19 protein-coding genes and 1 other annotated feature are annotated in these 24,416 nt (G+C 42.9%); of the genes, 8 read left to right on the plus strand and 11 right to left on the minus strand.

Annotation, left to right across the window (positions count from 1 at the left end):
• Positions 1 to 54: 54 nt before the first annotated feature.
• Both thiI and ACQCT5_RS14480 read right to left on the minus strand, forming a co-directional pair.
• Positions 55 to 1,263, minus strand: a complete 1,209-nt coding sequence (gene thiI, locus ACQCT5_RS14475) for a tRNA uracil 4-sulfurtransferase ThiI (protein WP_499642826.1) — start codon at positions 1,261 to 1,263, stop codon at positions 55 to 57.
• A gap of 6 nt (positions 1,264 to 1,269) precedes the next feature.
• Positions 1,270 to 2,406, minus strand: coding sequence for a cysteine desulfurase family protein (locus ACQCT5_RS14480; protein WP_499642827.1), 1,137 nt, complete (start codon positions 2,404 to 2,406; stop codon positions 1,270 to 1,272).
• Between the two features lie 297 nt (positions 2,407 to 2,703).
• On the opposite strand from ACQCT5_RS14480, the gene brnQ reads away from it, so the two are divergent.
• Positions 2,704 to 4,041 carry a branched-chain amino acid transport system II carrier protein gene (gene brnQ / locus ACQCT5_RS14485; RefSeq protein ID WP_499642711.1) on the plus strand — a complete coding sequence of 446 codons (1,338 nt, stop codon included), beginning with the start codon at positions 2,704 to 2,706 and terminating at the stop codon, positions 4,039 to 4,041.
• A 37-nt stretch (positions 4,042 to 4,078) separates the two neighbouring features.
• Here the strand turns inward: brnQ and ACQCT5_RS14490 are convergent, their stop codons facing one another.
• Positions 4,079 to 4,384, minus strand: coding sequence for a hypothetical protein (locus ACQCT5_RS14490; protein ID WP_499642712.1), 306 nt, complete (start codon positions 4,382 to 4,384; stop codon positions 4,079 to 4,081).
• A gap of 4 nt (positions 4,385 to 4,388) precedes the next feature.
• Positions 4,389 to 6,080 (minus strand): septation ring formation regulator EzrA, encoded by a 1,692-nt coding sequence (gene ezrA / locus ACQCT5_RS14495; protein ID WP_499642713.1) that lies wholly within the window; start codon positions 6,078 to 6,080, stop codon positions 4,389 to 4,391.
• Positions 6,081 to 6,558: 478 nt separating this feature from the next.
• On the opposite strand from ezrA, the gene hisJ reads away from it, so the two are divergent.
• Entirely contained in the window at positions 6,559 to 7,362 is an 804-nt protein-coding gene (gene hisJ, locus ACQCT5_RS14500) for a histidinol-phosphatase HisJ (RefSeq protein ID WP_499642714.1), read from the plus strand.
• Here the strand turns inward: hisJ and refZ are convergent.
• Entirely contained in the window at positions 7,359 to 7,985 is a 627-nt protein-coding gene (gene refZ, locus ACQCT5_RS14505) for a forespore capture DNA-binding protein RefZ (RefSeq protein WP_499642715.1), read from the minus strand. The two genes, hisJ and refZ, sit on opposite strands and share 4 nt — an antisense overlap.
• A 146-nt stretch (positions 7,986 to 8,131) precedes the next feature.
• On the opposite strand from refZ, the gene ACQCT5_RS14510 reads away from it, so the two are divergent.
• Positions 8,132 to 8,611, plus strand: coding sequence for a GAF domain-containing protein (locus tag ACQCT5_RS14510; RefSeq protein WP_499642828.1), 480 nt, complete (start codon positions 8,132 to 8,134; stop codon positions 8,609 to 8,611).
• A 240-nt stretch (positions 8,612 to 8,851) separates the two neighbouring features.
• Here the strand turns inward: ACQCT5_RS14510 and megL are convergent, their stop codons facing one another.
• From megL to ACQCT5_RS14525, 3 genes are all read right to left on the minus strand, one after another.
• Positions 8,852 to 10,039 (minus strand): methionine gamma-lyase, encoded by a 1,188-nt coding sequence (gene megL, locus ACQCT5_RS14515; RefSeq protein ID WP_499642716.1) that lies wholly within the window; start codon positions 10,037 to 10,039, stop codon positions 8,852 to 8,854.
• A gap of 154 nt (positions 10,040 to 10,193) precedes the next feature.
• Positions 10,194 to 11,987, minus strand: a complete 1,794-nt coding sequence (locus ACQCT5_RS14520) for a sensor domain-containing diguanylate cyclase (RefSeq protein ID WP_499642717.1) — start codon at positions 11,985 to 11,987, stop codon at positions 10,194 to 10,196.
• 70 nt (positions 11,988 to 12,057) lie between these two features.
• Positions 12,058 to 12,672: a hypothetical protein gene (locus ACQCT5_RS14525; RefSeq protein ID WP_499642718.1), complete on the minus strand. Its 615-nt coding sequence runs from the start codon at positions 12,670 to 12,672 to the stop codon at positions 12,058 to 12,060.
• Positions 12,673 to 13,048: 376 nt separating this feature from the next.
• Between ACQCT5_RS14525 and rpsD the strand changes: the two genes are divergently transcribed.
• A complete protein-coding gene (rpsD, locus tag ACQCT5_RS14530; RefSeq protein WP_499642719.1) occupies positions 13,049 to 13,651 on the plus strand; it encodes a 30S ribosomal protein S4 in 603 nt (200 codons plus the stop codon).
• A 252-nt stretch (positions 13,652 to 13,903) separates the two neighbouring features.
• Here rpsD and tyrS read toward each other — a convergent pair whose 3' ends face one another.
• The gene (gene tyrS, locus ACQCT5_RS14535; RefSeq protein ID WP_499642720.1) at positions 13,904 to 15,163 is read right to left on the minus strand and encodes a tyrosine--tRNA ligase; all 1,260 of its coding nucleotides are present in this window, start codon (positions 15,161 to 15,163) and stop codon (positions 13,904 to 13,906) included.
• Between the two features lie 54 nt (positions 15,164 to 15,217).
• Positions 15,218 to 15,444: a binding site (T-box leader), on the minus strand.
• Positions 15,445 to 15,580: 136 nt separating this feature from the next.
• Between tyrS and ACQCT5_RS14540 the strand changes: the two genes are divergently transcribed.
• Complete coding sequence (locus ACQCT5_RS14540; RefSeq protein ID WP_499642721.1) at positions 15,581 to 18,499, plus strand: transglycosylase domain-containing protein; 2,919 nt, start codon at positions 15,581 to 15,583, stop codon at positions 18,497 to 18,499.
• Between the two features lie 54 nt (positions 18,500 to 18,553).
• Here ACQCT5_RS14540 and ACQCT5_RS14545 read toward each other — a convergent pair whose 3' ends face one another.
• Both ACQCT5_RS14545 and acsA read right to left on the minus strand, forming a co-directional pair.
• Positions 18,554 to 19,780 (minus strand): MFS transporter, encoded by a 1,227-nt coding sequence (locus ACQCT5_RS14545; protein WP_499642722.1) that lies wholly within the window; start codon positions 19,778 to 19,780, stop codon positions 18,554 to 18,556.
• A 195-nt stretch (positions 19,781 to 19,975) separates the two neighbouring features.
• Positions 19,976 to 21,694, minus strand: a complete 1,719-nt coding sequence (gene acsA / locus ACQCT5_RS14550; protein WP_499642723.1) for an acetate--CoA ligase — start codon at positions 21,692 to 21,694, stop codon at positions 19,976 to 19,978.
• 218 nt (positions 21,695 to 21,912) lie between these two features.
• Between acsA and ACQCT5_RS14555 the strand changes: the two genes are divergently transcribed.
• The 3 genes from ACQCT5_RS14555 to ACQCT5_RS14565 are packed head-to-tail and all read left to right on the plus strand — an operon-like array spanning position 21,913 to position 24,407.
• Positions 21,913 to 22,545 carry a GNAT family N-acetyltransferase gene (locus ACQCT5_RS14555; RefSeq protein ID WP_499642724.1) on the plus strand — a complete coding sequence of 211 codons (633 nt, stop codon included), beginning with the start codon at positions 21,913 to 21,915 and terminating at the stop codon, positions 22,543 to 22,545.
• A 45-nt stretch (positions 22,546 to 22,590) separates the two neighbouring features.
• The gene (locus ACQCT5_RS14560; RefSeq protein WP_499642725.1) at positions 22,591 to 23,235 is read left to right on the plus strand and encodes an acetoin utilization AcuB family protein; all 645 of its coding nucleotides are present in this window, start codon (positions 22,591 to 22,593) and stop codon (positions 23,233 to 23,235) included.
• Complete coding sequence (locus tag ACQCT5_RS14565) at positions 23,232 to 24,407, plus strand: acetoin utilization protein AcuC (protein WP_499642726.1); 1,176 nt, start codon at positions 23,232 to 23,234, stop codon at positions 24,405 to 24,407. Before ACQCT5_RS14560 ends, ACQCT5_RS14565 begins: the two co-directional genes overlap by 4 nt.
• The last annotated feature ends 9 nt before the right edge of the window (positions 24,408 to 24,416 follow it).

Genomic DNA, 24,416 nt, shown 5'->3' on the forward strand with positions numbered 1-24,416 from the left:
CACATGGCATCATTCATGTTTTAAAAATGGTAATTGTTCACAGATTTCCAGCCTCTAAAATAGTTCCTTGAAAAGACTGTCTTCTTTATCTGATTTTCCCGTGATTTTAAGCTTTTCTGTGTTTTCAACCGCATCCCTTACCATTTGTTCAACGTCAAAAAAGCTTTCATAGAAGTTGATTTTTTCTGCTTTCGGCTTCGTTTTCGGTGAAGCGGGAGTAAAAATGGTGCAGCAGTCTTCGTATGGGCGATTGGAAATTTCCAATGTATCTATTTTATCCGCAATATCCATGATTTCCGTTTTATCCATCGTAATCAACGGACGGATAATCGGTGTACTTGTGACTTCATTAATGGCTACCATGCTCTGCAGGGTCTGGCTTGCAACCTGACCAAGGCTTTCACCTGTTATGATTGCCAGTCCTTTTTCTTGTTCACGCAGCATATCTGCTATCAATAGCATGAATCTTCTCGTGGAGGTCATGGTGTAGTTTTCAGGAACCTGCTTTTGGATGGCAACTTGGATGTCAGTGAATGGAACGATATGCAGATTGATGGAAGGACCGAATTCCGTCAGTTTTTCAGCCAGATTGATTACCTTTTGTTTTGCACGTTCACTTGTGTAGGGCGGGCTGAAAAAGTGTACAACCTGCAGCTCGATTCCCCTCTTCATCGCAAGATATCCCGCAACCGGACTATCAATCCCGCCTGAGAGCATCAATACGCCTTTTCCACTCGAACCAACCGGCAGGCCTCCTGCTCCTAAAATGTCCTTACAGGTAATATAAGTGGCTTCCTCGCGTACCTCCACCCTGACATTTATATCTGGTTGTTTGACATTCACCTTCAGATTTTCTGTGTTTATCAATAGATGAGATCCAATTGCATGGTTCAACTCGTTTGTATCTAGTTCAAACTCTTTGTACGCTCTTTTGGCAGTAACTTTAAAAGTCTTACCTTCATAAGGTAATGCTTTTAACGCAAAGAGCGCTCCTTTTTTCATATCTTCAAGCTCCGTCGCTGTTTTTACTGCAAGGCTGAATGAGTAGATTCCGAAAACACGTTGAAGCTTTTCAATGATTGGCTCCGGCGGTTCCCCGTTCAGCTTGATAAACATTCTGTCTCTGCTTTTTTCGATTCCAACTTTAGGGAAATCTTTTACTTTATCCAGGATGTTCGAGCTGAGCTTTTGAACAAACTGTTTTCTGTTTCTACCTTTAGTGGACATTTCTCCATACCTGATCAAAATGTGGTCATAATTCATCATCTTCTACCTCGTTACCTGTTTTATTGTGGCGATTGCTTTGGCTACTTCTTTTAAAAATATATCAAGCTCTTCCTTCGTTGAGTCGAAGGTCATACTGATACGGATTGCCGTCTCGGAGCGTTCCTTCGGGAGCCCCATGGCAGAAAGTGTTTTACTTGGTGCCTTTCGCTTGGAGGAACAGGCGGAAGTTGTTGATACGAAAATCCCCTTTTCACCAAGTGCATGCACCAACACTTCCGATTTCACTTTCGGAACGGAAAAATTGACGATATGCGGGGCTGAGTCATGGAAAGGTGTATTGACTGCAAGCTCTTTCATCTCATACAGTTTATACAACAAATACTCTTTGAGGCTCTGAATGGAATCCAAACGCTGTTCACTGAGTTCCAAGGTCATTCTTAATGCCTTGGTCATCGCCACAATCCCGGCAACATTTTCTGTCCCAGAACGGAGCGTCCATTCCTGATTTCCTCCACTAAAGAGTGGATGCAACTTTTCCCCCTGCTTGACAAGCAATACCCCGTTCCCTTTTAGTCCATGAAATTTATGGGAGGAGATGGAACATAGATCGATTCCCTCCATATTGAGTGGAACTTTTCCTATACCCTGCACATAGTCCACATGGAGACTGGCGAGAGGAAACTGTTTAACCACTTTTTTTATTTTCTCAATGGGCTGGATGACTCCCGTTTCATTATTCACATGGATGATGGAAACAAGAATCGTTTCCTTCTTCATTGCTTTTTCCACTTGTTCTTGGGAAACTCTTCCTTCCTCATTTACCGGCAAGGTTGTGACCTCAAAGCCTTCTTTCCTTAAGTCCTCTATCGCATTGGTAACGGATGGATGTTCGACTGAGGTTGTGATGATATGGTTACCAAGATGTTTTTTGCTGAGGGCAGACCCTTTTATTGCCAGGTTATTACTCTCTGTTCCACCAGATGTGAAGATGATTTCCCTATGCTCTACCTTCAGTAGGGATGCGATCATCTCACGGGAATGATGAAGCAGCTTTTCCGCTTCTCCCCCCAGGGAATGAAGAGAGGATGGGTTGCCAAAATAATTGGTGGATACAGCTATATAGGAATCTAACACTTCTTTATATGGTTTTGTTGTCGCACTATTATCCAAATAGATCATCATAAAGCCTCCAGCTTGGGATGCAAGTATTTCACTGATAATTTTTTCATCTAAGCAAATATTAATGTTAGCACACTTTACAAACAGGGAAAAGATTCGGTCTTATCCATTCGCGAAAACAGACATTTTCTACTGGAAACTGTTCTCACTTTTCATTCATCCTTATCTATGTTACGATTGTTAAATGTTTTTCTAATATATAGAATTATCCAACTTTTAAGTTATTCGACAAATTTCAGCAAAACTATGATAGTATGTAAACGTATTCATTATTTCTTGTCATCAGGAGGTTCACTTATGCAACAAAAACTATATTCCAATAAGGATGTTCTCATATTAGGCTTAATGCTTTTTGCCCTATTCCTGGGAGCCGGAAACATGATTTTCCCGCCATTGATGGGGCAGGCAGCTGGGACTAGTGTAGGTACGGCGGTTATAGGATTTTTAATTACCGGAGTCGGATTGCCACTACTCGGTGTCATGGCGATAGCATATACCGGTGGTGACCTGCAGACACTTGCTAATCGTGTCAACCCAATTTTCGGAATTATTTTTACGTTCATCATGTACTTGGCGATTGGACCATTCTTCGGAATTCCACGTACTGGTACGGTAGCTTTTGAAATTGGTGCTACTCCATTTTTACCGGAATCCGTTAATCCGGTGGGCTGGCCTTTATTCATCTATACAATTGGATTTTTTGCTATCACGTATTTTCTTGCACTGAATCCAACCAAGCTTGTAGATCGAATCGGTAAAATATTGACACCCCTTCTATTAGGGGTAATTGGAATATTAGTTATTAAAAGCATCGTGACCCCGATGGGAGAGCTGCAAAACCCCTCGGAAGCATATGCGAATTCTCCATTTTTCAAAGGATTTTTGGAAGGATATCTTACGATGGATACCATTGCAGCATTAGTTTTCGGAATTGTCGTGATTTCGGCCATCAAGGACAAAGGGGTTACCGATAAAAAAACTATTACCTCCCTTTGTATGAAAGCCGGATTCATTGCAGCAATAGGATTGACCCTGGTATACGGCGGACTCTCCTATTTAGGAGCTACCAGTACAAATGTTGTAGGAGCAGCAGATAATGGAGGGCAAATTTTATCAGGTTCTGCAAACTATCTGTTCGGTTCCTTAGGTACTGTTATTCTTGCGCTTGCCATTACTTTTGCTTGCCTGACCACATCTGTTGGGTTAGTATCTGCAACAAGCCAGTTTTTCGTAAAAGTGTTCCCTTCCATCTCCTATAAAATATTTGTTGCGATATTAAGCATTTTCAGCTTGATTGTGGCGAATTTCGGTTTAAATCAGCTTATCGCAGTCTCATTGCCTGTACTGATCATGATTTATCCATTAGCGATTGTATTGATTCTCTTATCCTTCTATCGCTGGAAAAATGAATCGTATGTATATAGCTTCGCACTACTGTTTACGGGAATTATAAGCTTTGTCGATGGATTGGCCATTGCGAATATCAATATTATATTCCTTCAAGATATCTTTAGTGTTCTCCCATTTTATAGCGTTGGAGTTGGCTGGTTAGTTCCTGCCATCATCGGTGCTTTAATTGGAATGGCAATTGGAAACCTGATGCCAAGAAGTAAACGTTCGGAAAGTATTGCATAATAAAAAAACTCCACTTGGGTTGCCAAGCGGAGTTTTTTTATCTGATCTTTTTTCTTTCTACATAGGTAAGCAACTCATCAATGGATACACGCTGGTTTTCTGCCTGGAGTTCAGTGACGTCTTTATAGGTTAAGCCATAGACGCCTGAATGAAACGTTTGAACATCTTTCGGGTCCTGAATAATAAGGGAAAGTGGTTCTGCTTCCAGATTCTTTTTCAATGAATGCTTCTGCACGGTCAAAGGCTGATCCTTAATGGTTGCCAAAGAATGATAAACCAAAAACCATGTCGCCGCCCCACTTACAACCAGTAATCCGATAAGCAAGAACCTTAAGGTCGTCACGTTCTTAGCTCTCCTTTTCCAAGATCTGCTCTATTTTCTTCAGTACGCCTGGCTCCACTTTCTCAAGCGCAGTAGCCGCTTCTTCCAACGCGTTTTTGTATTCATAGTTTCTGAATAGTTGTTCCGCTTCTATCAAGCTTTCATGGACGAAAGCATGCTTGCTTCTATATCTGTTGCCATATTGTATGATATTCTCTGCCAGATAGGCATGGTCTAATATGTCCGTACAATCGGCATAGCATTTTTCCACTAAAGTGAAAGCCTGATGTAAGATGGCATTCACTTCAATAATGTTCAGCGGCTTTTCCTCCAACTTTTCCTTGACTGCTTTCAGCTGCTCACTTGCTGCTGTCAGCTCCTGATAAACGGTTTCCGGAAGTCCAGGCATGTTGCTCTTTTCGATTTCCCTTTTCACTTCCAATAGCATTTTGCGCAAAGTTGCCAATTGGTCTCTTGCGGCCATTTCATCTTTTCTCAAAGCCTGCAATATCTCCGTGTACTGTTGATGTATTTCTTGCAGGGAGTTAATCTGTTCGCAAATATCCTCGAGCTCTTCTTTGAGGATGGAGAATGCTATCGTCTGGTTTTCCAGATGAGAACTGAGTTTCTCATAACGATCGACAAGAGCCAGCATGGAATGTTCTATTTTACGTTGGGTTTGAATGTCTTCTTCCTGCAGGCGATAGCTCTCCTGTACTACATAGGTTTCTTCCTTGGATTTTGCGCTTGCCTCGGATAGGTTATGCAACACCGTTTCGACAACAGGCAACTCCTTCACAATGTAGTGTTTGGCAATCACTTCATTTTCAATGTTGTCATAGAGCTTATCCATTTCCTCTTTCATAAGCTCTATGCCTTCTTTTGCTTCCGCCACTTTTGTTTCAAAAAGAAGATTGGTGATATGCTTTGTCTTTTCTTTCAGACTTTCTACATTTTCTTCCAATTTAACATGATCAAGTATGTATCCCTCTTGCAGCATTTCCTTATAGCCAGTTTCCACCTCGGCCAGCTGGCTTGGCAGGACGGACTGACAATCGACCAATAGACTTGGGATATTCGCTATTTTAAATTCAAATGCTTCGATTTCTTTTTCCAGCTTTTGCACTAACCCTCTCGCTTCCAAATAATTACCATTGTTCATACTATCATGAAATTCAAGGAAGGTTTGCTGAAGGTGATCGACTTCCTTTTCCAAAAGGGCTGTCGTACTCCCGTATTGATGGCGCTGGTTTAACAGTTTCTTTTTTAATTCCGTATAAGTGACTTCCAACATGTCGATTTGTTCCACGCTTTTCGCTTGGCTGCCGATCAGCTCATCCAGTTCATCAAATATGGACTTGATTTTATCCTCAATGCCTTCAAGCTTCTGATTTGCCCTAGCAAGGACATCTTTCGCCTTTTTGAAACGGTATTTATCGACAAGATCCTCTGCATCAAACAGATATTCTTCAATGCTCTGTAATTCGGAGGACAGGATATCATCCCATTGATAGCGCCAATTCTCAAAGAGCTCTTCTGTCTGCCCGGTCATGTTAAGATCTTTCACTTTTGACAGCTCTTCAGAAACGGGCTTATTCATAATCGATACCTTCCACGTTTCCAACCGATCTACTTCCGCATAAATCTTCTTTCTTCTTAGATAACTGAAAATGACAAATATAATTACTGCTACTAGTACTCCAATGATTATTTTCATACCTAATCCCCTTTGGCCTGGATGGTTGTAACGATTAACTGAACTTTTATTATGTAAGCTGGTTGAACACCGCTGTTAATTTCCGCTATAGGCTGCGCTTTCCGCGGGCTTACGAGAGCCTCCTCGGCTTCGCCTGTGGGGTCTCCACTAAATGCAACACCCGCCGGATTCTTCGCCTATTGCTCCAATCAACAGCTAATTTTCACTTATAACTGCTCTCTTCTTAAACAAAGCCATTATGTAAGACGATCAAGGCCATTCTTCCTTTTGATCGCATGCTAATTTATATATGGTTCGAAACTAGAACTGCCATTGTAGCCACTCTTTATTAAAATATTTTGTTCTGGATGGTAAACATGTATAAAACATGCCCATTCTATTTATAATTCAATGTATTTATGATACCATGTAAACGACATTTTTTGACCAATATTTTAAAATTTTTTACATATTTCTTCAAGTATTGGAGGCAAGGTTGATGATTATCGATAAACACGTACATACCCCCTATTGTCCCCATGGTAGCACAGATCCACTTGTGTCGTATATCGAACAGGCTATCGCCTTGAATTACCGGGAAATTTCCTTTACGGAACATGCTCCATTACCAAAGAATTTCATTGATCCAACACCGGAAAAAGACAGTGCGATGTCACTAGACCAAATGTCTGCTTATTTGGAGGAGTTATGTAGGTTGAAAACTTACTATTCTTCAGCACTAAAGGTTAATATCGGTTTGGAAGTGGACTTTATTGAGGGCTATGAAAAAGAAACTGCCTCTTTTCTCGATGAATATGGTCCCTTATTGGATGACAGCATACTATCTGTTCATTTTTTAAGGTTTGGGGAATCGTTCTATTGCATGGATTTCAGTGAGGAAATCTTTGAGGAGATGATTCAGATTTTTGGAGGATTAAGCAAGGTTTATGAAGCATATTTCTCCACTCTGAAAAAATCCATTGTTACAGATCTCGGGAAATATAAACCAGGTCGGATCGGTCATATCACGCTAGTTGAAAAGTTCAAGGGCAAATTCCCAAATGACCAGGATCTTTCTGGCTATGTGCTGCCAATTTTGGACATCCTTGCGGATAAAGGATACGAACTTGACTATAATGGCGCAGGTTTCACTAAGCCACTTTGTTTGGATTCCTATCCACCGGCGTCAATCGCATTGGAGGCATATAAAAGAAAAATCCCTCTAGTCTATGGATCGGACGCCCACAGCGCAAAGGGATTAATGCAGGGATATCAACAGCTGGAGGGGACTCTTCTTGATTAGAGGGCAATCCTGTCCACAACCCTGCTTGAGAAGACGGAATGCTCGAGCCATTCAATGATCTTCTTCTGGTAAAGATCGACCGTTTGTGTCTCATACGGCATCACATGCCACACTTCAGCCAAATACTGAGCTTGTAAAAATGGCATACTGATCATACTTTTCAGCTGCATCACCGCAAGAGGAATGGAAATAGGCTGAAATTCTTTGTTCTTCTTGCCTTTTTCAAAAAACAATTGCAAATAATATTTCTCCTTCATCAGGTAGGTGGTCATCACTTCCCGTACCAATGTGGTATCGAGCGTAATTTCCCTGTAAACATATCTTGCCAACTGGCGATTGTCACGATGAAAACTCATCACATTATTCACTGTAAGAATGACACATTCCTGCGCTGATAGAATGTTCATCTTTTTATAGACTTGCTCCAGGACGGACAGATATTCTTCCAGAAAAGCTGCAAGCAGATACTCCTGTAGCCCTGCCTTGTTTGTAAAATAATAGGATATATGTGCAACATTGACCTTTGCCTTTTTAGCGATTTCTCGAATTGAGGTACCTGAAAAACCATTTGTATTAAATAGATGAACAGCTGCTTCTATTATTCTCTCTTTGGTCGATTCCATCCTTTTCACCCCTTTTGGTGATTCTCTTTTATTGATTTCTAGCCGTGGAGCGTATATCCTTTTATTAAATGTCGACAAAGTACATAGGAATTCTACTTATAGTTTGGTAATTCCGCATTTTATTAGGAAAAAGTGAGGGGATTATGATGTTTCAAGTCGAAAACTACAAAGGAACTCGAGAAGAAAATTACGAACTGGTCATCAAACAGCTGCAGGCTTTGATTGCAGATGAGCCAAGTTTCATCGCCAACCTTTCCAACGCCTCCGCGCTGTTAAATGTCTTCCTGGATCGGATCAACTGGGTAGGCTTCTACCTGACTGAAGGCGAAAGCATGCTGGTACTGGGTCCATTCCAAGGCCTCCCTGCATGTGTACGAATTCCTTTCGGCCGTGGAGTTTGCGGCACAGCAGCAGCGAATGCAAAAACGGAGCTTGTTGCAGACGTTCACGCTTTTCCGGGACATATTGCCTGTGACGCCGCGTCCCAATCGGAAATTGTGGTGCCAATGGTGAAGGATGGAAAAGTCATCGGGGTACTCGATATCGACAGCCCCATCAAAGAACGCTTTGATGAAGTGGACCGAAAATACCTCGAGAAGTTCGTTGAGGTACTTCTGGCAAATTAAAAAGGCTCTTTTCGTAAAGTTTGTTGCTTTTGTTCGTAAAAAATCGGCTTTTGGATTTTTTACTGCATTAATTACTTAAAGTTTATTGCTGAACCAATAATCCAAACTAGAAAAGAGCACGATGACGAGTAATATTACGGCTTATAATCGCATACGAAAAGCAACAAAATATGCGAAAAACCATTTAAAAAAAGTGCCAAGCTCCAGTTTTATTAACAGGGGTCTTGGCACTTTTCTGTTTTATACGATTTTATCCAATGCCTGTTTCAGGTCGTTCCAGATATCTTCCTTCGCTTCAAGACCCACGGAAAGGCGGATCAGACTATCAGTAATCCCCATCTGCTCCCTGTTTTCCTTTGGTACAACTGCATGTGTCATGGTAGCAGGATGCTGAATCAACGTTTCTGCATCCCCAAGGCTTACTGCAATCTTTATCAGATTCAACTCATTCAGCAGTTTCTGAGCCTTTACTTTTCCACCTTTTATGGTAAAAGATATAAGTCCGCCACCACGCTTCATCTGTTTTTTCATAATGGAGTAGGATGGATTGTGTTGATCGCCAGGATAATAGACGCTTTCAATTGCCTCATGACCCTTCAATTGTTCAATGACGTACTCTGCATTGTCGCAATGGCGGTCCATACGCACATGCAAAGTTTTTAACCCTCTGATCAACAGCCACGCATCAAATGGTGACATGACACCGCCAATATCCTTCAGTGTGGTCATGGATATCTCTTGAATCATTTCCTTGGAGCCTACAATCAAACCTGCGATGACATCTCCATGACCGCCAATATATTTAGTGGCACTATGGATGATGATGTCGCAGCCGATGTCCATAGGCTGCTGCAAATATGGAGAACAGAATGTATTGTCCACCACCACTTTGATACCATATTCCTTCGCAATCGACACCACCAATTCGATATCGATCAGCACCATCGTAGGATTTATCGGTGTTTCTATATAGATGCAAGTGGTTTCAGGACGAATAGCATCCCTGATTTCCGCTTCTGTTTGCATGCTGCAGAAGCTGTGGTCCACCTCATATTTGTTTTTAAGAAGCTGCAATAATCCAAATGTACAGCCATATATCCCCTGAGAACACAAAATATGTCCATTGCTTCTCGTCAGGGCAATCAGTACTGCAGAAACTGCCGCCATTCCGGAACCAAAAGCCAATCCCGCTTCCCCATTTTCAAGCGCAGCAATTCTATCCTCGAGCATCTTTACTGTCGGATTTCCGAGTCTTGAATAGATGTACCCTTCCTGTTCGCCCGCAAACCGTTTTTCCCCTTGTTCTGCCGTTTGAAAGGAAAAAGTAGAAGTTTGAAAGATTGGTGGCGCCAAGCTCCCGTGATAAATGGAGCTGTCATATCCATGATGGACAACTTCTGTCTCAAACCTTGCATTTTTCTTTTCCATAAAAATTTCTCCCTTCAAATATCACATCCATAACTAGCATATGGCAAAATACCAAAAAATGAAAGCGTTTTCTTTTACTGTAGTACTTTTCCTAGGAAAACTGCAAATGATGGAATTCATTTAAAAAAGCGGCCGATTCAGCCGGCCGCTAATTTTATCCACAATATTCCTCTGACTCGATGCATAGCTGGTTTTTACCTAAATCTTTTGCTTTCAAAAGGGCAAAATCAGCCCTATGAAAGAGGTCGCGCGCGGAATCGTTCAGTCCTTTTTTCCAGAAGGATAGTCCGCAGGAAACCGTCACGGCAGGAGAAGTCTGTTCTTCAATTTTCTTGATGATGCGACCGGCAATCTGCTCACCTAGTGCCAAATCAATTTTCGGAAGGTAAATGGCCAATTCCTCCCCACCCCACCTAGCGCCAATATCCGTTTCTCGAATACTTGCGTTGATGATTGCGGCGACCTGCATCAGGATGGTATCCCCAATCTGGTGACCGAATGTATCATTGACCCTTTTAAAATCATCAATATCCAATAGAATAAAGGTTCCATAGGAATCGTGCTTCATTGATTTCTTTATTTTTTCGTCCAAATATTTTCTTGAATAAAGCTTAGTCAAGTAGTCCGTGATCACGTACTTCTCCAATTCCTCCCGCAGCATTGAATTACTGAATGCAAGCGTTGAATGGTGAATAAGCGATTGAAGAAGCTTAAATTGCTCAAAGCTGAAAAAATAGGGCAATGTGTGCGTAACGACACATGCTCCTTTAATGCCGTTGGAGGCATGCATCGGAATAATCATACAGGAACAAAACGGCAGATCGGAAAGCCGCTCATGTACACGTAAATCCCCGATAAAAAGCGGTTCTCCATCTGAATATACATAACCCTGCATATGGGATAAATATACTCCGATATCCTCCTGCTGGAAAAATTCGGTGGACCCTGGCAACACCTCTGCCCCTCCCGCTTTATATAGGACGAATGCCGCTTCTTTTGCCTCGAAGAAATGCATGATTTTCTTGATCATATATGCCGTAACTTCCTGAAGCCTCAGGTTGGAATTCAACTGATGGGAGGTCTCATTGATCAGCTGTAGATCGGAAATGACTTGCTTCGATTGCTCATACAGTTGTGCATTTTCCAGGGCTGTTCCGGTTGCGTTGGCAAGCAAAGTGATAAATTTCAGCTCTTTTTCAGGCAAATAGTATGAATCCAGGGAGATGATCTGCAATACGCCATAGATCCCCTGCTCCCCTTTTATCGGAACATAAATATAGGTTCTTCTATCCCTGATACAGTTCTCAAGCTGAACTTCCCCAGTCACATAGGCATTCATTGCGCTCATATTAGAGTCATCGAAATCCAATTTTTTTACCGGCAGATGCTGCAGGTCATCATTATCCGATGTAAGCAACAGCAAATAGGAAAAATCCTCATACGTATTTCGTAATATTTCGATAATTTCAGATAGTATGCCTTCCACCCTCATGGAAGAATGGAATTTGGAAGTCACTTTATACAATTCTTCGTATTGCTTCTCTTCAAATCTAGTATGTATGTATTGGTTGTATTGTTGAAAGATTGTGGAAAGTTCTTTTGATAACTCGTCAAAGCTTTCTAGCGAAAGAGGTAATGGAGAGGTAAATTGCAATTCTACTGCACCCAAAAAATCCTTGTCCCCATAGAGAGGCAGGTTGACATTTCCCCAGTCACTTGCCCCTGCTTCAAGAGTTTTATGGTAAACTGCACCCATTTCCCTCACTCTGAGCTGATCGTAGATGGGTGAAAACTCTTCCATTGTAACGGTGACCGAATTCGCCTTCAGCTCTTCTTTTAGGATGGATTGCAGCATGGTGAGAAATGTAGCTTGTGTAAGATTAGAAGACGAAAGAAAAAAATCTAATATTCTGCTTTTTATTTCAAGAATTTTTTTAGTCGATTCCATTTTTTTCACCTTTTACATTACTATTTACCTATATTATAACGGCAACAGGTTAAATTTTCCTAGTATTATTTTAAGGAATTAACAAAACAGTATCTTTTTCAAACAAGACAAGCCACAGATCATGCTTATCCGAAAGTTTATGTACCGAGATCGGTTTTTCGTCAAAAGATTTCTGAATGATAAAACCCGATTCGTTGGATAGTTTTACCACATACTGTTCCGTATCTGTCTCTTCTATAGCGACTTGATAATCTTTCTTTTCTTCATTCTCCTCTTTTTTTACACCTTTTTCCACTTTTAACTCTTCATTATAGAACATCCATTCTTCATCGGTTTTCAGCCATACACCTTTGGAGTTTGGATCATATTCAAGTTGAGTCGGATGAGTCTCCAGCTCGATGGCATTTATCGTGTCAAACTTGTAATTATCTTTTTCATCTATCTTATAGGTAACAAGAATTGGCTTCTCTTCATGTTCTTTTACAATTGCAATGACCGGGGTCTGATTTTGTTGATCTTTCTCCTGGACGACCACAGCCATCGGTTGGAAGGATTTTTGGGGATTCGCCATTTCCTTTTCTTCCTCGGTACCATATTTTATGGAAAACAAATACAAGGTTGTAATCCCGATAACTCCTATAATAAGAAAGCGAATCATTTTTTCTTTTTTCGATTCTTTGTACATGTTTATTTCTCCTCGAGGCGTTTGTATTGAAAATTATAACATAGGAGCTATAAGTACGAACACGCACGTTTACGAAATTATTGCCGGCTTCCTGGTTGTGGTATAATAAATGCACTGCAAACACCCTTCCCCAAAACTATTCGATTCTATCCTTGACTTCCTATACATTTTTCCGATATAATAGCCTTTGTGTAAAATATTGCAGCCTATGTGGTATGCTATGTTGATTCATTTTGTTCCCCGTTCCATAAAAACGGAGGTGTATCGTGTAACTCTTTGCTGCAGAGCGAGGATACATGAAAACAAAATGGTCGGGTAGATTAGTCGCATCTGTTATTATTTTACAACAAATAATAACACGAAGGAGGAGTCATTCATGGCTCGTTATACAGGTCCAAGTTGGAAACTTTCTCGCCGTCTAGGCATTTCATTAAGCGGAACAGGTAAGGAATTAGAAAAGCGTCCTTACGCTCCTGGACAGCATGGTCCAAACCAACGCAGAAAGATTTCTGAGTACGGTTTACAATTACAAGAAAAACAAAAATTACGCCACATGTACGGTGTAAATGAACGTCAATTCCGTAGCCTTTTCGATGCTGCTGGCAAGTTGCAAGGTAAGCACGGTGAAAACTTCATGGTTCTTTTAGAATCTCGTTTAGACAACGTAGTTTACCGTTTAGGTCTAGCTCGCACTCGTCGTGGAGCTCGCCAATTAGTTAACCACGGTCACATCACGGTTGATGGAGCTCGCGTAGACATCCCATCTTTCCGCGTGAAAGCTGGTCAAACAATCGGTGTTCGTGAAAAATCACGTAACCTAAGCACAATCAAGGAATCTATCGAAGTAAACAACTTCGTTCCAGAATACCTTACTTTCAATGCTGACGCTTTAGAAGGAACTTTCACTCGTTTACCTGAGCGTTCCGAGTTAGCTGCTGAAATTAACGAAGCTCTAATCGTTGAGTTCTACTCTCGTTAATGATAAGAAACACCACCGGATTTCGGTGGTGTTTTTTTGTTTCTCCCCTTTAAAGACCGCTGTTGATTTCCGCACTAGGCTGCGCTTTCCGCGGGGCGTTTGTGGAGCCTCCTCGGCTTCGCCTGTGGGGTCTCCACTAAACGCTACCTCCCGCAGGAGTCTTCGCCTATTGCTCCAATCAACAGCTAGATACATAAAAGCAATTACTTTACAAAAAGAGGCGGACATTTTATCCACCTCTTTCCACTAACTTTAGTATTTAATTAGGAAGTACTTCTTCTTCCCTCTTCTGATTACGGTAAATTGACTTTCAATACGATCGGCTTCTCCTAGTACATAGGATAGGTCCTGCACTTTCTCGCCATTGATGGAAATGGCACCGTTTGTGATGTCTTCTCGGGCCTGGCGCTTGGATGGGGCAATCTTGCTTGCTACCAGCAATTCGACGAGTTGCAGCTGCTCTTCGTTTTCAATTGTAAAGGAAGGAACATCTGCAAATCCCTGCTTGATTTCTTCTGCGGTCAATTCCGAGATGCTTCCGCTGAACAGCGCTTTAGAAATACGGATCGCCTGCTCAAGGGATGACTTCCCGTGTACCAATTTCGTCACTTCTTCCGCCAGACGCTTATGCGCTGAGCGTTTTTCAGGAGCTTCCTGCAATTCCTTTTCCAGCTCCACGATTTCTTCGTGAGATAAGAATGTGAAGAACTTCAAGTATTTCACTACATCACGATCATCTGTGTTGATCCAGAACTGGTAGAACTCGTATGGAGAAGTCTTTTCACGATCCAACCAGACCGCGCCGCCTTCCGTTTTACCGAATTTCGTACCATCCGCTTTCGTTACAAGAGGAATCGTCAATCCGAATGCCTTTGCATTCTCCTCAGACTTACGAATCAACTCAAGGCCGGCAGTGATGTTCCCCCATTGGTCACTTCCACCTATTTGAATCTTACAGTTTTCCTCTTTGTATAAATGTAAAAAGTCCAATGATTGAAGGATCATGTAGCTGAATTCCGTGTAGGAGATTCCTGACTCAATACGGGATTGCACGGAATCTTTTGCAAGCATATAATTCAGGCCGAAATTTTTCCCGACATCACGCAGGAAGGTGATGACATTCATTTCGCCGATCCAATCGTGATTATTCGCGATTACCGCAGGGTTTTCATTAGCTTTGAAATCCAGGAATTGTGAAAGTTGATTTTTGATACGGTTGGACCACTCCACTACGATATCGGACGTATTCAACGTACGTTCCGCTTTCTTCCCGCTTGGATCCCCAATCAATCCCGTTGCTCCACCAACCAAGGCAATTGGATGGTGACCTGCCTGCTGGAATCTTTTCAACGTCAAGATTGGAAGCAAGTGGCCAATATGCAAGCTATCACCGGTCGGGTCGAAGCCGGAGTATAATTTCACCTTCTCCTCGGATAAAAGCTTCACCAATCCCTCTTCATCTGTAACTTGATTCACTAAGCCTCTAAATTTTAAATCTTCTAATAAGTTCATGTTTTTTGCTCCTTTTGTTAAAAATAAACACAAAAAAACCCATCCCTCCGTAACAGAAGGGACGAGTTTATACGCGGTACCACCCTAATTGAAAAGCAATATGCTTTCCCACTCAAAAATGTAACGGTTCTCACCGTCTTTTGCTACTAGGCCCAAACTTAGCCGTTCCCAAAAGATGCTCAAGGAGGTAATTCATCTATAAGGGTGTACTGATTCGCACCAACCATCAGCTCTCTTTAAGCAAGCCCATATACACTACTCTTTCCTGTCTACGCTCTTATGTTAAAAATAATATACAGTCTTTTTATCATAAGAGCAAGCCCAGTGTCAACAAAATCCTGGAAAAAGTAAAAAGTTTGTCGCTTGAAATCCGCAATATGCTATAATTAGTATGATTTGCCGGGGGGTAGATAAATTATGTCAAACTACGACAAGTTCAAAGAAAAAACGCAGTCCTTTTATCAAATTTTCGTCAATAAATACACGAAAAAGGGCGCAAACATTACATATTTAGTAGTGTGGAATCTAATCTTGATTTTCCTTGTCATCGGATTGATCGGAGCATCCTTTGCAGGTGGTGCAGGTGCAGGATACTTTGCAGCACTCGTAAAAGATGAAGAAGTCCGTTCCTATGAAGATATGAGGAAAAACATTTACAACTATGAAGAATCGACAGAGATGTTTTTTGCAAACGATGTGTACCTAGGAAAATACCGCGCGGATCTTCTCCGTGAGGAAGTGGACCTGGAAAACGTATCCGAGCATTTGATTAATGCCCTTGTGTCAACCGAGGATGAGTACTTTTTTGAACATGAAGGCGTCGTGCCAAAAGCGATTGTCCGCGCCATTGTCCAGGAAGTGACGAACTCCGCCAACCAGACCGGGGGAAGTACCTTAACACAGCAGCTTATCAAGAACCAGGTGCTGAGCAACGAGGTATCCTTCGACCGAAAAGCGAAGGAAATCCTTTTAGCCCTTCGTCTGGAAAACTACTTCAGCAAAGAAGAGATACTTGAAGCTTACCTGAATGTTTCCCCATTTGGAAGAGATTCTTCCGGTAGAAACATCGCAGGAGCACAGACGGCGGCAGAAGGAATCTTCGGCGTCGATATCAGCGAGCTTTCCATTCCGCAAGCAGCCTTTATCGCCGGACTTCCGCAAAGCCCATTCGCCTATACGCCATTTACTAGATCTGCAGAAGTGAAAGACGTAGATGGATTGGCTCCAGGCCTTGAAAGAATGCGTTATGTGCTTCACCGGATGAATGCGATGGGCAAGATAACAGATGAGCAGTACGAGGAAGCTATTGCGTACGACATCACAAAGGATTTTACTGCACCAACGAATTCAGCGATTGAACAATATCCGCATGTGACGTTTGAGTTGGAAAAGAGAGCAAGGAACATCATTTCGGAACAGCTTGCCGTTGAGGATGGATATGAAATAACTGACCTCGAAAACAATCCAGATTTGAAGGAACAATATCGATCGCTTGCAGATACTGCTTTAAGACAAAAAGGATACCGTATCTATACCACGATTGATAAGGATATTTATGACAAGATGCAAGCAGTGAAAGATAATTTCGAGTATTTCGATGCAACCTTTGATTATCAGGAAAAGACGGATCCTGAAACTGGTGAATTGATGAAGAATAATGCAGAACAAGTGGCTGCTGTCATGATTGATAACAAGACTGGTGCCATTAAGAGTTTTGTTGGCGGCCGGGACTTTGAGTTATCATCCGTCAATTTTGCAACAAGCACCTATCGTCACAACGGATCCACGATGAAGCCTTTACTTGGCTATGCTCCAGCCTATGAATTGGGAACTTTACAGCCTGGTAGTATTTTGGCTGATATACCTTTACGAGTTCCTCAGCCAGACGGGAGCTATTGGGAACCTTTTAACTGGAATAATAAGTTTAATGGTCTTGTAACAGCACGTGATGCTGTAAGACTCTCACATAACTTATCAGCTATTAGAGGTTATATGGAAATATTACCTCAACGACCAATGGAATTTCTATACAAGCAAGGATTCACGGGACTAACACCTGGCGATGCTGAATATCCTTCTGCAGTATTGGGTGCTCCCACTTATGGAGTAACTGTTGAAGAAAATACCGGCGGCTACGTTACATTCGCCAATGGCGGGAACTACGTGGAACCTTATTTGATTGAAAGAATTGAAACAAGTGATGGAGAAATCGTTTATGAACATAAAGTGGAACCTGTTCAGATCTACTCTCCACAAACAGCTTATCTTATGATTGATACGATGCGTGATGTGTTCAGCAGAGGTACTGCAATTCCGGCAAGAAACAACCTTCAATTCTCTGCTGATTGGGCAGGAAAAACTGGTACCACACAAGATACTCAAGATATTTGGATGATGGGATCGAACCCAAATGTAACCTTTGGCTTGTGGATGGGTTATGATGAAAGAAGAGTACTAAAATCTGTTAAAGGTTATACTCCAACCCAACGAAGCCAAGTTCTATGGGCTCAATTATTGAATGCAGCCCACGAAGTAAACCCGGAATATATTGCACCAACACAACGATTCCAGATGCCAGGCGGAATTGTAAAGCGCAGTTACTGTAAGCTTTCCGGCATGCTTCCATCCGATTTGTGCCGTCAAGCTGGTCTCGTTGGTGAGGATCTCTTCAACGCAGCATTCGCACCGACAAAAGTGGACGATAGCTTAACGGTTGGAAAGTACGTTCAAATCGGCGGCGTGGCATATGAGCCACTCGGATCCACACCTTCTGAATTTGTAAAAGAAGGGCCGATGTTAAAGCCCGATTTCTTAAAGAAACTACAAATTAAAGATGTTGAAGAGCTGGCAAAGTATATGGAAAACAAGTCAATCTTTGATAACCTTACTGTCCTATCTACAGATCCACTGCCGGTCAACAACCAGGCTCCAAAGCAAGTAGGCGGAATAAGCATCTCCGGCTCGACACTTTCCTGGTCTGCAAGTCCGGAAAAAGATGTGATTGGCTATTATGTGTATCATGCTGCAAACAGTTCAAGCTCTGCCAAAAAAATTGCTTCTGTTCCTGCAGGCAAAACAACAAGTACGAACTTATCACAAGGAACTGGATTCTATTATGTAGTAGCGATCAATGCCAGTGGAAAAACTTCCTCTCCATCTAATTCAGCAAAACTTGGAGATCCGGATAAGAAAGAAGAACCGAAACCAAAACCTGATCCGAAGCCACCAACCAATCCACCAGGAGGCGGCAATAATGGCGGAGGAAATGGAAACGGAAATGACGACGGAGACGACAACTCCACCGATCCGCCACCTGATTCCAACGGTGATGATTAATCTAAAGAAGAGCCCCGAGACAAAATTTGTCTCGGGGCTTTTTTTCTTATATTTTCAACTCTCCCCTGCTACCTGTACCTGCTTCTTTTTTGCAGAGTGCAATAAAGAAATACCTATGGCAATAAGACATGTAGTGATTAAAGTTCCGTGAAGAATCCACACCATATGCGGCATACTCATATTACTTATCAGTATTGTAGCCGCAAAGAATCCAAGAGCAAATCCCAGTGACTTGAGAAGCATTCCCACAGCGAACACCCTGCCACGAATGTAATTGTCCGCTTTCTGAAGCAGACTTGCATGAAGCGTGGTGAATCCTGCATCGAAGATACCTGTCAGGAAAGCAAAGCCTAGCACAACAGGAACCATTGTGCTGGACAAAAACGAAATAAATCCAATTGACATGAACATGGCGCATACAAAAAACACCATATATATTTTTTCACTTCTGATGATGCTTAGACGAGGAATCGTATAGGTGGCAAGCACAGATCCTATTCCCCAAACTCCCCAGATCAAACCGTAATAAAAGCTTTGGCGCTCAGGACTTATATCCTCCGCCAACAACGGAATACCAAGGTTATGGGAACTTCCGGCAAAGGCTCCAACCAGAAAGACAACATTAATCTTCAGAAGCATCGGAGCCCTTTTCACATAACCGAGCACTTCGGAAATGTCCTTCCCTATAGAATAAATGTTTTGTTTGAACCCTCTTACGGCTTCACGTGTTTCAGATAGTGCCATGTTCCATTTCAGGCGCCAAAGTACCAGTGCTGATAAAAGGTATGTAGCCGCATCAATCATCAGCGTATATTTATATCCGAGCATTTCTGTTATCACACCAGCTCCTATAAAACCTGTTACCAGGCTGACAGAGGTAAGCCGTGCGATAAGGGAATTGGTCTCAATAATCTTATCCTGACCGAAAATCTGTGGAATCTCCGCACTGAAACTAACCATAAAGAAACTGTTAATAAACCCGATCAGACAGGATACGATGATTATCATTACCGGATCCGGAAACGGGATAAGCAGCAGTATCAACCCCGCCCTTGCAATATCCGTAACAAGCATAATCGATTTACGGTTCCATTTATCTGCAGCCACACCCGAGACCAAGCTTGCCAGCACTCCCCCAACCGTCCTGGCTATCATCGTTGCAGCCAACCATACAGGACTGCCCGTAGCCGCATAAACAACAACATTCAACACAATAAGGTCCATAAACGAACCAAAATCAGATAACGCCTTCGTGTATAAAAATAACTTATGATTTCTCAATGCTGCTTCCCCACTCTCTAGTTCTTGTATTTATTGTAAGCTTGCGGGAAGTGTTTCGCAATACGAAATTTATGTGTTGGGAAATAAAACATCCCATCAAAAAAACAGCCACTCCCTCCAAAGGGGGTGGCTGCTCCAAATCTCTATTTCATCGACTTCGTCAACTTCCAAAGCCGCAGCTTAAAACTCCGAAAATCAATCCTCCATCGTCGATAAATCACCAGTCGGCAAGTCAAGCTCCCAGGCTTTCAGCACGCGGCGCATGATCTTCCCGCTTCGTGTCTTAGGGAGCTTATCACGGAACTCGATTTCACTAGGTGCTGCATGGGCCGCTAGTCCGCGTTTCACGAACTGGCGGATTTCCTCTTTCAGTTCATCAGTCGCTTCATGACCATCTCGCAACGCAACGAACGCCTTGATGATTTCCCCTCTGACAGGATCAGGTTTTCCGATTACGCCCGCTTCCGCTACAGCCGGATGCTCGACAAGCTTGCTTTCCACTTCAAATGGTCCTACGCGTTCTCCGGAGGTCATGATGACATCATCGATTCGGCCTTGGAACCAGAAGTAGCCTTCCTCGTCCATGTAGGCGGAGTCTCCTGAAACATACCAGTCGCCCGGCATGAAATAGGATTCGTATTTCTCCTTGTTGTTCCAGATTGTGTGCATCATGGATGGCCATCCTTTTTTGATGGCAAGGTTACCCATGCGGTATGGAGGCAGCTCGTTCCCTTGGTCATCAACGATTGCCGCTTCGACACCAGGGATCGGTTTCCCCATTGAGCCCGGCTTGATTTCCATACAAGGATAGTTACAGATCAGTTGTGCCCCTGTTTCCGTCATCCACCATGTATCATGTACACGTAGGTTGAAAACTTTTACTCCCCAACGAATTACTTCTGGGTTCAGAGGCTCGCCTACACTCAGGATGTGGCGGAGCGAAGTCAGGTCAAACTTCTTCACTACCTCGTCCCCTGCACCCATCAGCATACGAAACGCAGTCGGTGCGCTATACCATACAGAAACGCCGAAGTCCTCGATGGTCTGATACCACGCCTCAGGTCTGAAGCGTCCTCCCACGATGACGTTCGATGCGCCAGCCAACCATGGTCCGAATATACCGTATGCGGTTCCTGTCACCCAACCTGGGTCGGCCGTACACCAGTATACATCCTCTTCCTTTAGGTCCAATACCCATTTAGCGGTTTGATAGTGCTGTACCATCGCATTATGGACGTGCAGCACACCCTTGGGCTTGCCAGTGGATCCACTTGTATAATGAAGAACCAGTCCGTCCGTCTTATCCACCCATTCAATCTGCAGCTTTTTGCTCGCATCTTTCATGCGTGTATTAAAATCAATAAACGGTCCTTCCTCTTTTACATTTTCCCCTACCAGCACAACATGCTTTAATGCTGGCAGGTCATCAAACGGAATACGCTTAAAAAGCTCAGGAGTCGTTACGATCACCTTCGCTTCACTATCCTCCAAACGGTCTTTAACGGCACCTTCCATAAAAGCCTCGAATAAAGGCCCTACGATGGCACCTAATTTAATCGCCCCGAGTGCCGCAAAATATAGCTCCGGTGAACGTGGCATAAAAATGAATACGCGGTCCCCTTTTTCAACATCACATGTCTGGCGAAGAATATTCCCCGCTTTGTTGGACATTTCCTTCATTTCCTTGAACGTGTATTTTTCATCACGTTCCGGGTCGCGGTAGTAAAGCGCCACTTTGTTCTTTCTGTGAGTCATGGCATGGCGGTCAATTGCTTCGTATGCCACATTCACTCTTCCTGTTTCGGCAAAACTGAAGCTCTTTTCCACTTCTGCCCAATCGAAATTTTGGTAGGTTTGTTGATAGTCTTCGAGATTATAGTTCCCCTTTGTTACTGGTAGCGCTTCCACTTTCATCTACAACTCCCCCTTATGTAAAATATACCCTCTATTATAGTATAGTTTTTATTTTTTCTCAATTTTTTAAAAAATCGGTGTAATGACATGAATTATTTCCCGTTTTCTAGTAGACTTAAAGGGTAGCAGGCATGAAAGCGTTTTATTTCTCTTGTTTTTTTCCAGTAAAAAGAGAAAATAGTTTTATACTATCGTAGGTAAAAGTGGGTGAATGATTGATGGAACATAGAAAAACGTACAATGCAAAGGAAATCAAAACGAAAAATAGCCGCTTGATTATTGAAGGGCCCGTAACGCCTGAAAAACTCGCAAGCTATGAGTTCCATGAAGATCTGATTGCTTTCAGGCCGCCTGCTCAGCAGCGAAAGGCATTGATTGAGATAGCGGGACTTCCTGAGGGGAGAATCCTGATTGCACGGACACATGATACGATCGTAGGATATGTGACTTTTTTATATCCTGATCCGATGGAAAGATGGTCGGAAGGAAAGATGGAGAACCTGATAGAACTCGGTGCCATTGAGGTTGTGCCAGAGGTCCGGGGTAGTTCAGTCGGTAAGACCCTTCTACAGGTATCAATGATGGATAAAATGATGGAAAATTATATTGTCATAACAACTGAATATTATTGGCATTGGGATTTAAAAGGGACTGGGCTGAATGTCTGGGAATACCGGAAAGTGATGGAAAAAATGATGAATGCCGGTGGCTTGGAATATTACGCTACCGACGATCCGGAAATCAGCTCGCATCCTGCCAACTGTCTGATGGCAAGGATCGGGAAAAACATTGATGCAGAGTCTGTACAGAAATTTGATCAGCTACGCTTTCACAACCGCTTCATGTACTAGCATATGATGTCTTAAGGGAACTTGTTTTACAAGGGGGAGAGACTTTTGATCGTTGAACGTATAATGAAGAAAGACGTTTTTACGCTTTTGCCTACCGATACGGTGGAACAGGCACTTCAATTGATGGAGAAAAAGAGTATCCGTCATATTCCGATCGTCAATGCCAAGCAACAGTTGGTCGGGATCATTTCGGACAGGGATGTGCGGGACGTGATGCATTCCTCGCTATCTGAACATGCAGGCAAGGATGATTTGAATCAGCCACTTTCCAAAGTGATGAAGACCAACCTTCTCACCGGGCATCCGCTTGATTTTGTGGAAGAGGTTGCGGCATTATTTTACGAATATAAAATAAGTTGCCTGCCGATTGTAAGTGACTCTAAATTGGTTGGTATTGTAACAGAATCAGATCTGCTGTATACCTTTATCCAGCTGACAGGTGCCCACCAGCCGGCATCGCAGTTCGAAGTCAAGGTGGAGAACATCTCTGGTAAACTTGCAGATGTCACATCGATCTTACGTAAACGGAAGCTCAATATTCTAAGTGTCCTGGTGTATCCACATGAGGACGAACAGTATAAGATTCTGGTACTGCGTGTGCATACCATGAATCCTACCGGGGTAATCAAGGATCTCCAAGAGGAAGGCTATGATGTGCTATGGCCTAATCTTCCGGGTGTGACCTCATGAAAAAAGCGGTTTTCGTTTATTCGGATGATTTCCAAACCTATAAATTCAGTGAGAATCATCCATTCAACCAACTTAGAGTCAGGCTCACCTATGATTTGCTTCAAAAAAGCAATCTTCTGTCCTTTCAGGATGTGGTCCCTCCTCGGATGGCGACTGACGAAGAATTGGCTTTGGTCCACGATCCCAAATACATCGAAGCTGTAAAACTCGCTGGCAAGGGACTATTGCCAAAAGAAAAAGCAAACAATTATGGACTTGGAACAGAAGATACCCCAATCTTTCCAAATATGCATGAGGCAAGTGCCCTTTTAGTGGGAGGCACCTTGACTGCTGTGGACTATGTGATGACAGGGAAGTCGGAACACGCACTGAATCTGGGTGGCGGGCTGCACCATGGATTCCATGGGAAGGCTTCCGGATTTTGCATTTATAATGATAGTTCTGTGGCCATCAGATATTTACAGAAGAAATATAATGCGAGAGTGTTGTATGTGGATACCGATGCCCATCATGGCGACGGTGTGCAATGGACCTTTTACGAGGATCCTGATGTCTGCACCTTGTCCATCCATGAAACAGGTCGGTATTTGTTCCCAGGAACCGGGAATGTGAATGAGCGCGGGCAAGGGGATGGCTATGGCTACTCCTTCAATATTCCAGTCGACGCCTTTACGGAGGATGATTCCTTCCTTGAAGTGTATGAGCAGGCATTGACCGAAATTGCGGCCTTTTTTAAACCGGATATCATCTTGACGCAGAATGGCGTCGATGCCCACTATCATGATCCGCTGACCCATCTATCCACCACGATGAAGGTTTACCGGGAAATTCCGAAGCTCGCCCATAAAATTGCCCATCAATACTGCAACGGCCGCTGGATTGCTGTTGGCGGTGGCGGCTATGATATTTGGAGAGTGGTACCGAGGGCCTGGTCGCATCTTTGGGCTGAGATGATTGATAATAACACTGTCACGGGAGCAATCCCGGAGGAATGGATGAAGGAATGGGAAGTGCAAGCTCCTGTAGCTCTCCCACCAAACTGGGAAGATCCAATAGACATGTACAAGGCCATTCCACGAAAGCAGGAAATAACCGAGAAAAACAAACAGATTCTCTTAAAAGCCCTATATCCGATCAGCCATCTCAATAATGACAACCACAACATCGGCTGACCCACCCTA

Origin of the sequence: Sutcliffiella halmapala, assembly GCF_050107295.1 — a bacterium.
GTDB lineage: Bacteria > Bacillota > Bacilli > Bacillales > Bacillaceae_I > Sutcliffiella_A > Sutcliffiella_A halmapala_A.